The organism is Paenisporosarcina sp. P4_E4_2, from assembly GCF_056401595.1.
In genome coordinates this window covers 1-7,957 of the sequence record NZ_JBFUJC010000138.1, presented here as the reverse complement: position 1 = coordinate 7,957, position 7,957 = coordinate 1, and the positions used below count along the sequence as shown (strand labels likewise).

8 protein-coding genes are annotated in these 7,957 nt (G+C 40.3%); all 8 read right to left on the bottom strand.

Features of this window, described 5'->3' with window-relative positions; all coding sequences use genetic code 11:
- Positions 1-80: 80 nt before the first annotated feature.
- Positions 81-1,031, bottom strand: coding sequence for a 16S rRNA (cytosine(1402)-N(4))-methyltransferase RsmH (gene rsmH / locus AC1DSB_RS10905; RefSeq protein ID WP_477531318.1), 951 nt, complete (start codon positions 1,029-1,031; stop codon positions 81-83).
- Positions 1,032-1,170: 139 nt separating this feature from the next.
- Positions 1,171-1,602, bottom strand: coding sequence for a division/cell wall cluster transcriptional repressor MraZ (gene mraZ / locus AC1DSB_RS10900; RefSeq protein WP_036659407.1), 432 nt, complete (start codon positions 1,600-1,602; stop codon positions 1,171-1,173).
- 493 nt (positions 1,603-2,095) lie between these two features.
- Complete coding sequence (gene bshC, locus AC1DSB_RS10895; protein WP_477531317.1) at positions 2,096-3,718, bottom strand: bacillithiol biosynthesis cysteine-adding enzyme BshC; 1,623 nt, start codon at positions 3,716-3,718, stop codon at positions 2,096-2,098.
- An 82-nt stretch (positions 3,719-3,800) separates the two neighbouring features.
- A complete protein-coding gene (locus AC1DSB_RS10890) occupies positions 3,801-4,190 on the bottom strand; it encodes a DUF3397 domain-containing protein (RefSeq protein ID WP_477531316.1) in 390 nt (129 codons plus the stop codon).
- Positions 4,183-5,079, bottom strand: a complete 897-nt coding sequence (locus AC1DSB_RS10885; RefSeq protein ID WP_477586715.1) for a 2-dehydropantoate 2-reductase — start codon at positions 5,077-5,079, stop codon at positions 4,183-4,185. The genes AC1DSB_RS10890 and AC1DSB_RS10885 overlap by 8 nt, the downstream gene beginning before the upstream one ends.
- 119 nt (positions 5,080-5,198) lie before the next feature.
- Positions 5,199-6,740, bottom strand: a complete 1,542-nt coding sequence (locus AC1DSB_RS10880) for an acyl-CoA carboxylase subunit beta (RefSeq protein ID WP_477586714.1) — start codon at positions 6,738-6,740, stop codon at positions 5,199-5,201.
- 45 nt (positions 6,741-6,785) lie between these two features.
- Positions 6,786-6,998 (bottom strand): acetyl-CoA carboxylase biotin carboxyl carrier protein subunit, encoded by a 213-nt coding sequence (locus AC1DSB_RS10875; RefSeq protein WP_477531314.1) that lies wholly within the window; start codon positions 6,996-6,998, stop codon positions 6,786-6,788.
- 1 nt (position 6,999) lies between these two features.
- The coding region (locus AC1DSB_RS10870; protein ID WP_477586713.1) for an ATP-binding protein at positions 7,000-7,957 on the bottom strand (958 nt) is incomplete at its 5' end.

The window sequence follows — 7,957 nt, the reverse complement described above, 5'->3', positions numbered from 1 at the left end:
GTCGACGGATGGATGGCAGGCTGTGGATTAACGACAGGCTGCTTTATGTAAGTTGTTTGTGTTTTTGCGTGCATTGCCATTTAGACACGTCCTTCATCCTTTATTTTTTCAGCGATTCGTAGCTTCGCTGATCGAGAGCGATTATTGTGAAGTAATTCTTCTTCACTTGGTAATATCGGTTTTCTTGTTACTAATTTCAACATAGGTTCCATGCCTTCTGGGATGACCGGTAAATTTGGTGGTAGATCCGGGTATGAGGCTGCTTCTTTGAAAATGGTTTTCGTAATGCGGTCCTCCAGTGAGTGGAAAGTGATGACGCTGATACGTCCATTTAATGCAAGCAAGTCGAGTGCATCTTGGAGTGATTGTTCAGCAGCTCCTAGTTCATCATTCACTGCAATCCGAATTGCTTGGAATACGCGTTTCGCAGGATGTCCGCCTTTTCTTCGGGCAGGTGCCGGGATCCCATCTTTAATTAATTCTACAAGTTGTCCTGTTGTTTCGATTGGTGCATGTTTTCTGGCTTCTTCAATCTTGCGAGCTATCTGTTTTGAGAATTTCTCTTCACCATAGCGATAGAAAATGCGAACCAAATCATTGAATTCCCATTCGTTGACCACGTGATAGGCCGAAAGTGGCGCAGAAGTATCCATACGCATGTCCAAAGGTGCATCATGGTTGTAACTAAATCCACGTTCCGGCGTATCGAGTTGTGGTGATGAAACACCCAGGTCATACAGGATCCCATCCACTTTTTCGATGCCAAGTTCGTGAAGCTTTTCTTTTATGAAGCGGAAATTCGCATGTACAAAGATTACTTTGTGCAAATGATCTGACAGACGAATTTTCGCATTTTCGATTGCGATTGTGTCTTGATCAAAGCAAATCAATCTTCCTTGATCGTTTAACTGTTGTACTAAATATTCACTATGTCCCGCTCCACCAAGGGTGCAGTCAACATATGTACCGTCTGGACGAATGTTCAATCCGTCAACGGTTTCATGAAGTAATACGGTTGTATGGTTGAACAACGGTTCGTCCTCCTAATTTTCTTATGTCTAACTCCGAAGCCCAGCTCACTCCTAAGCTTCAGTCTCTCATGCGAAAGCAGGCTTTCGCATCGTGCTTTCGATCGCTGGAGTTGAGCTTACATGGGCATATCTGTTTTCCTTAGATATCAAAGCCAATCATATTTTCAGCTAAATCGTTAAATGAGTCCTCGGATTCATCAAAATAGGATGTCCAAGAATCTTTTGCCCAAATCTCAATTCGATTTGAAACGCCAAGAACGATACATTCTTTTTCCACATTTGCATGGGATAGTAATGTACTTGGTATATTTATGCGACCTTGCTTATCGATTTCAACTTCTGTTGCTCCTGAAAAGAAGAATCGCGTAAAAGCACGGGCATCTTTTTTAGTTACAGGTAACGCCTTTAATTTTTCTTCAAGTTTTCGCCATTCATTCATAGGATAGCCGAATAAGCAGTTATCAAGACCTCTTGTAATTACAAATGTCTCTTCAAGGTGCTCACGAAATTTTGCCGGTATAATAAGACGGCCCTTCGCATCAACACTATGTTGATATTCTCCCATGAACATCCTACTCACCCCACTTATTGTCATTAATGTACCACATCCCCCCACTTTCCTCCACCATTTTTATATTTTTTTTTCATTACACGATGAAATGTGTAAATAGTACTTGCTGAAACAGCCTAAAAGCCTTTTACCCCATAGAAAAAAGCCGTCTCTTTAACCGAGACGGCTTCAGTTTGTTGACAAAAGAATATTAATCAATATAAAAGTATAAAAATTCGCATTCTTATCTATTGCACTCTATCGAAAAAGTTTATGGTCGGCTATTTCTTTCGCTTTCCGCGGACGAAACGCTAGCCTCCTCGGCTCAGCTGTCTATGACAGCTGAGCCTGTGGGGTCTAGCTTATTTCGTTTTTCCGCAGGAGTCTTCAGAAATAGCCGACCATCTTAGTAATGAAATAATATGAAGAGATACGCAAACAGAAGCGAAATCCGTTGATTGGAGTAACAATAATTCTTATACATATCAACATTAATAGTTAACAGACTTAAGAATTAATACGAAATGACTTTATGCTTTCCGTTAAATTCAAACGGTTGAGATAAAAGATCATCAATTAACGTTGGGCCCACTTCATTTAAGAACAATAATGGGCTAAACCAACGTTCCTGTAACTTATATTCCGGGAAAAGAAACCCTTCAATATGATTGTACTTACGAAGCTTCACTTCATGACGCAACAAATTGGCATCTTCTATTTTTCGGCTCAAGTAACTAAATTGGTTGTTATGAATCACCAAATTTTTCTCCGTCAGAACGGAAAGCGAAGTAGATGCTTGTGTTGTGGCTAAATGATTTGTTAGTTTTTCGTAATGCTCAACCAGTGTCTGCTGGATTTCCCGAATTATTTCTTCCGACACATCATCTTTAACATCATCCATAAAGTCCTGTTTATGCACTTGCATTTGTCCATTGAAAACACTTTCCAGTGGTAAATCAAGCTCATTCAAATACTGTTTGGACTTTCTGTCAATAATGGTCATAGATAAGCGAGGCACGATGACAGGTAATTCCATATCAAAATGTTCAAACATGGTCTTGAAAGTTGCCCAATACGCCAGTTCACCAGGGCCACCAATGAATGCTAAGACAGGGAATACCATTTCCTGCATTAACGGACGTGTCACTACATTGTTGCTCAAGCGTTCTGGATAATTTTTTGCAATGTCCAATAATTCATGTTTAGTGTAAGTGAGACCCGCAGCTTCATTTTTAAACGTCCCATCGAAGTGCTTTAATAAAAATCGTTCTCCATTTTCTACGATGAATAAGTTACCACTGTCTACGGAAGCTTGAATAGGTTGACCGTATCCCGCTTGCTGAAAACGATTTTCCTGTTCGACAACAAGTGATGCAATTTCTTGCGCTTGGTCTATCATCTTCTCAAAATAAGGAGATTCATAGCGTCGAAGGGGTTCGAATGCTGCATCAATCAGCAACAAGCCTTCATTGGCAAAAAAGTCATGCATCATTACGGTGAAAAATTGACTATAGGTTGAAGTTTGTTCGGCAACTTTCAAATACTTTTGAAGCAATACTTTCGTATAAGCCGTTTCCGTGAATTGTTTAAAGACGTCACGAATAAAAGACTGTAATTTTCCGGTCTCAAGCATACTCTCAGACGCCATTTGTTTACGATTAGGTCGAACATTATAGGTTTGTTTTTGTAAAGTCCCCCGTAATGGCGTGAAAGTAGAGTTTATTTCGTCTAAGTCATGGTCTTCTCCCGCAATCCAAAAAACAGGTACGACTGGAACACCTAAAGCTTCCCGTTGCTGTTTGGCCAACAGGACAATTGATATCGCTTTATGTACAGAATAAAGTGGTCCAGTAAGTAATCCCGCTTGTTGTCCTCCAATAACGACAAGGGCATTTTCTTCCAACTCTTTCAAATGAAAATCCACTTTTTCGCTATGAGGCAAATTCGCCATATAGTCACGGATTACTTTTGTCAGTTGTGTTCGGTCTATACGGTGCGATTTTAATGTCATTGCACGATCCACAAAAGATGTTTGGTTCGGTAAATAATGAAAATAAGCAGAAAGCTCTTCCTTTTGAGCATAAAAATCAGTCATGAAAGAACTGCTATTCGGTTGATCAATTTGGTCAAATTTCATCGTGGTAACTCCTTTTGTTTCTAAATACAAATCGAGTATAGCATTTGACGGCACGCCTGGAAAAACAAACGACTTATCAGCATTAATTCATGTATTCTATTACTTTTATCACAAGTCCTCCACACCAGATAATAAAATAAGAAAAGCTGAGAACTAAAAACAAAATTCTCCAAATTTTACGGAGCAAGGTCAATAATTCTATTTCCTTCTTCGACTTCCATTCCAGTATTGTCAGCAAGACACTCGTGATTAAGGCCAAACCAACTATAATACCCATCGTTTCTATATGAAACAAAGATTTGAGTGCTACAGGAATTGACATGAACAGAAGAAAGGTTGTTATATCTGCTGCATGGCCAAAAGCTCTAGACATTTTCTTTGTCAATTTCAATGAAATGATATAAACCACAATGAACATGAATAGAGGCATAACGATAAGGAAACTGATCATTGCTTGAATAATATTAGTCATGAGATTGACCAATTTCATCAATCGCCAATACTAAATGGTATAGCGTTCGCAACACCGGCAAATCTCTATCTCTAGTTGCAGCCATTTGAAGTAGTGCCCCTACGATTGGTTCAATTTCAGTTGTTCGATGATTAAGTCGATCTTGTAACATGGAAGAATTATTTTTGGCTGTTTTTATACAAAGTGCTTTTACTTCCTCAAAAGTCAGCAGTTGCGATATCTCTGCAAAAACACTTTCAATTTCATAAAATATTGTTTTCATCAGGAAATAGGCATGAGAGTTTGTAAGCAGTTCACCATTCGTTATTTGTAAAACCGCAGTGATTGGGTTAATACAGGCGTTTAATATTGCTTTGCGTAATACAATTCCATAAGCATCTTCTGCTAGCTCAATGTGAAATAAAGGACTTTCAAATAAGGTAAAGTCCAAATGGTTTGTTTTCTTTATGTATGGAGCAATCTTTGTGACACCGATTCCTTTATGGACGACTATAGACGAATCCTCTTTCATGGCGCCGTGTTCAATGGTCGCTATATAAACCGGGTGATTGTTAAATTGGTTAACCCACTGAAAGTGAGCAAGTCCATTTTGAGTAAATAACAAAGCCGTTGACTCAGGCAAAGACTTCAAATGGGGTTCAATTGAAGATAAATGGTGATATTTAACCGCAATGATCCATAAAGCATCTGTAGGAGCTTGGTTGAACTCTGTACTGGCAAACACTTTTGTATGCACAGTTTCACCATCAGGTTGAATGCGAGTAATTCCTTTGGTACAAAGAGTAACTGCTTGTTCATGAGTTCTTGTTATGTAGGTAATTTCATGTTTTTGTTCACTCAAGTATGAGCCAATCAGCAAACCGATTGCACCCGCTCCAACAATGACCACTTTCAATGCACATTCAACTCCCAAATGAAAAGCGCAATGCGCCATTCTAGCTAGTCTATTTCTATTATCTATCAGAAAAGGCCTACCGACAAACGGCAGACCTTTCGTCTTTCTCATGATTATACTGGATAAACTGGATGTTTACGAGGTGGTTGTGGAATATGTTTCGTACTATAGGCACGGTAACGCATCGCCAGCACTTCACGTAAATTACTAGGCGCCACAATTTCATCAATAATCATTTCTGAAGCTAATTTGTAAATATCAATTTGCTCTTTATATTCCTGATGTTTTTCCTGAACAAATTTCAAACGCTCTTTCGGATCTTCAATGGCTTCTATCTTGTTTGAAAATACAGCATTCACTGCAGCCTCGGGACCCATTACTGCAATTTGAGCAGTTGGCAGTGCTATACACACATCCGGCTCAAATGCAGGGCCTGCCATTGCATAGAGACCAGCTCCATATSCTTTACGAACGATAACAGAAATTTTAGGCACTGTTGCTGAGCTCATGGCCATAATCAGTTTCGCACCATGTCGAATAATGCCTGCACGCTCAACTTTTGTACCAATCATAAATCCTGGTACGTCTGCCAGGAACAACAATGGAATACCAAACGCATCACACAAATTGATGAATTTTGCTGCTTTGTCAGCCGAGTCCACGAATAATACGCCGCCTTTGGCTTTCGGTTGATTAGCGATAATCCCAACGGCTTGACCCTCAATTCGTGCAAGTCCAGTGATGATTTCAGTCGCAAACAATTTCTTGATATCAAATAATGAACCTTCGTCAATTAATTGATCAATCGCTTCGTACATATCAAATGGTGCATTTTGATTTTCAGGGATTATTGCTTCCAGCGTGCGGCCATCTTTTACCGCTTTTGGTTCAACCACTTTTGGCATTTCCGTAAAATTCGCTGGGAAGTATGCTAAATAACGACGAGCTTCAGAAATGGCTTCTTGTTCTGAGGATGCCAAAACGTCTCCGCATCCACTAACTGAACAGTGCATGCGTGCGCCGCCCATTTCCTCCAATGTCACTTTTTCCCCAATTACTTTTTCAGCCATACGCGGCGAACCTAAATACATGGATGCATTTCCTTCAACCATGATGACGATATCGCAAAACGCCGGGATGTACGCACCACCTGCAGCTGATGGACCGAATAGCAAACAAATTTGAGGTACAAAACCAGACATTCGAACTTGATTGTGGAAAATCTTCCCTGCTCCACGACGATTTGGGAACATATCTAGTTGATCAGTAATTCGTGCTCCAGCAGAATCGACCAAATATAGCATCGGTACACGGTTTTTCTCTGCAATTTCCTGAATTCGAATGATTTTCTCAACTGTACGTGATCCCCATGAACCCGCTTTTACTGTCGAATCATTGGCCATTACACAAACTTGCTGACCTCCGACCTTACCTGTCGCCGTTACGACGCCATCTGCAGGCAAGTCACCTGCTTCACAATTTGCAAAGCGACCATCTTCTAAATACTCACCATCATCAAAAAGCAATGCTAAACGATCACGAACAAATAATTTATTTTGCTCTTTCATTTTTTCATGATATTTTGAATGGCCTCCCGCAAAAATACCAGTCAGTTTTTCTTCTAAGCGTTCGTTATAAGTTGTCTTAACCGTCATGTATGTTACCCCCTTTGTTTCAATCCCACTTGCCCCATGTAATTTTTATTCGAATGTTACTAGTACATCGCCTTCATTAACGAAATCGCCGATTTGTGCATCAATTTTCTCAATTTTACCTGCTGTTTCTGCTTCAACCGGAATTTCCATTTTCATTGATTCTAAAATCATAACCGTTTGTCCTGCAGTTACTTCGTCGCCTACTGCTACAGTAATATTGAAAACTGTACCGGCCATTGTTGATTGAATTTGTTTCATGTTATTTTTCCTCCTTTTGTTGTTCAAGCCATTGTGGTAACACCGCTGTTGTATATGTGCCGTTCATAAACGCTTCCGCTCCTAAAAATTCCTGGAACAATGCAACATTCGTTTTTACTCCTTCAATCGTAACCGATGAAAAGAATGTTTGCGCTTTTTTTACTGCCTGGTCACGAGATTCAGATTGAATGATGACTTTAGCAATCATTGGATCGTAAAAAGGAGTTACTGTGTTTCCTTCTTCATAACCTGCATCAATGCGAATGTCTTCTTTAGTTCCCCAATCCAGCTTATTGATTTTTCCTGGTGAAGGGAAGAACGTTTTTGGGTCTTCTGCGTAAATCCGAAATTCTAAAGCATGCCCGGAGGAATGAATGTCTGCTTGATTGGGAATCGGTAAAGCCTCCCCTTGTGCCACTTGCAATTGCCATTCCACTAAATCAAGTCCAGTAACGGCTTCCGTCACCGGATGCTCCACTTGAAGTCGAGTGTTCATTTCCAAGAAGTAGAATTCATTGTTTTCATCCACGATGAATTCCACAGTTCCAGCATTGCGATAATTCACCGCTTTTGCCGCATCAACTGCAGCTTGGAGCAACCGTTCCCGTGCAGGCTGTGGGAAATTCGGTGATGGTGATTCTTCWATTACTTTCTGATTACGTCGTTGTACTGAACAATTGCGTTCAAACAAATGAACAATATTACCATGAGTGTCACCAAAAATCTGCACTTCAATGTGACGCCCGCCGGAAATGTATTTTTCCAAAAAGACCACGTCATCTCCGAAGTAAGCCTTCGCACGAGTTTTCACAGAAACGAAATTCTGACTGAGCGCTTGCTCATCATCACAGCGAATCATGCCAATTCCGCCACCACCACTGCTTGCTTTAAGCATAATCGGATAGCCAATTCTTTGCGCTTCTTCCAACGCCGCTTCCAACGTAAGTACTCCTTCATCC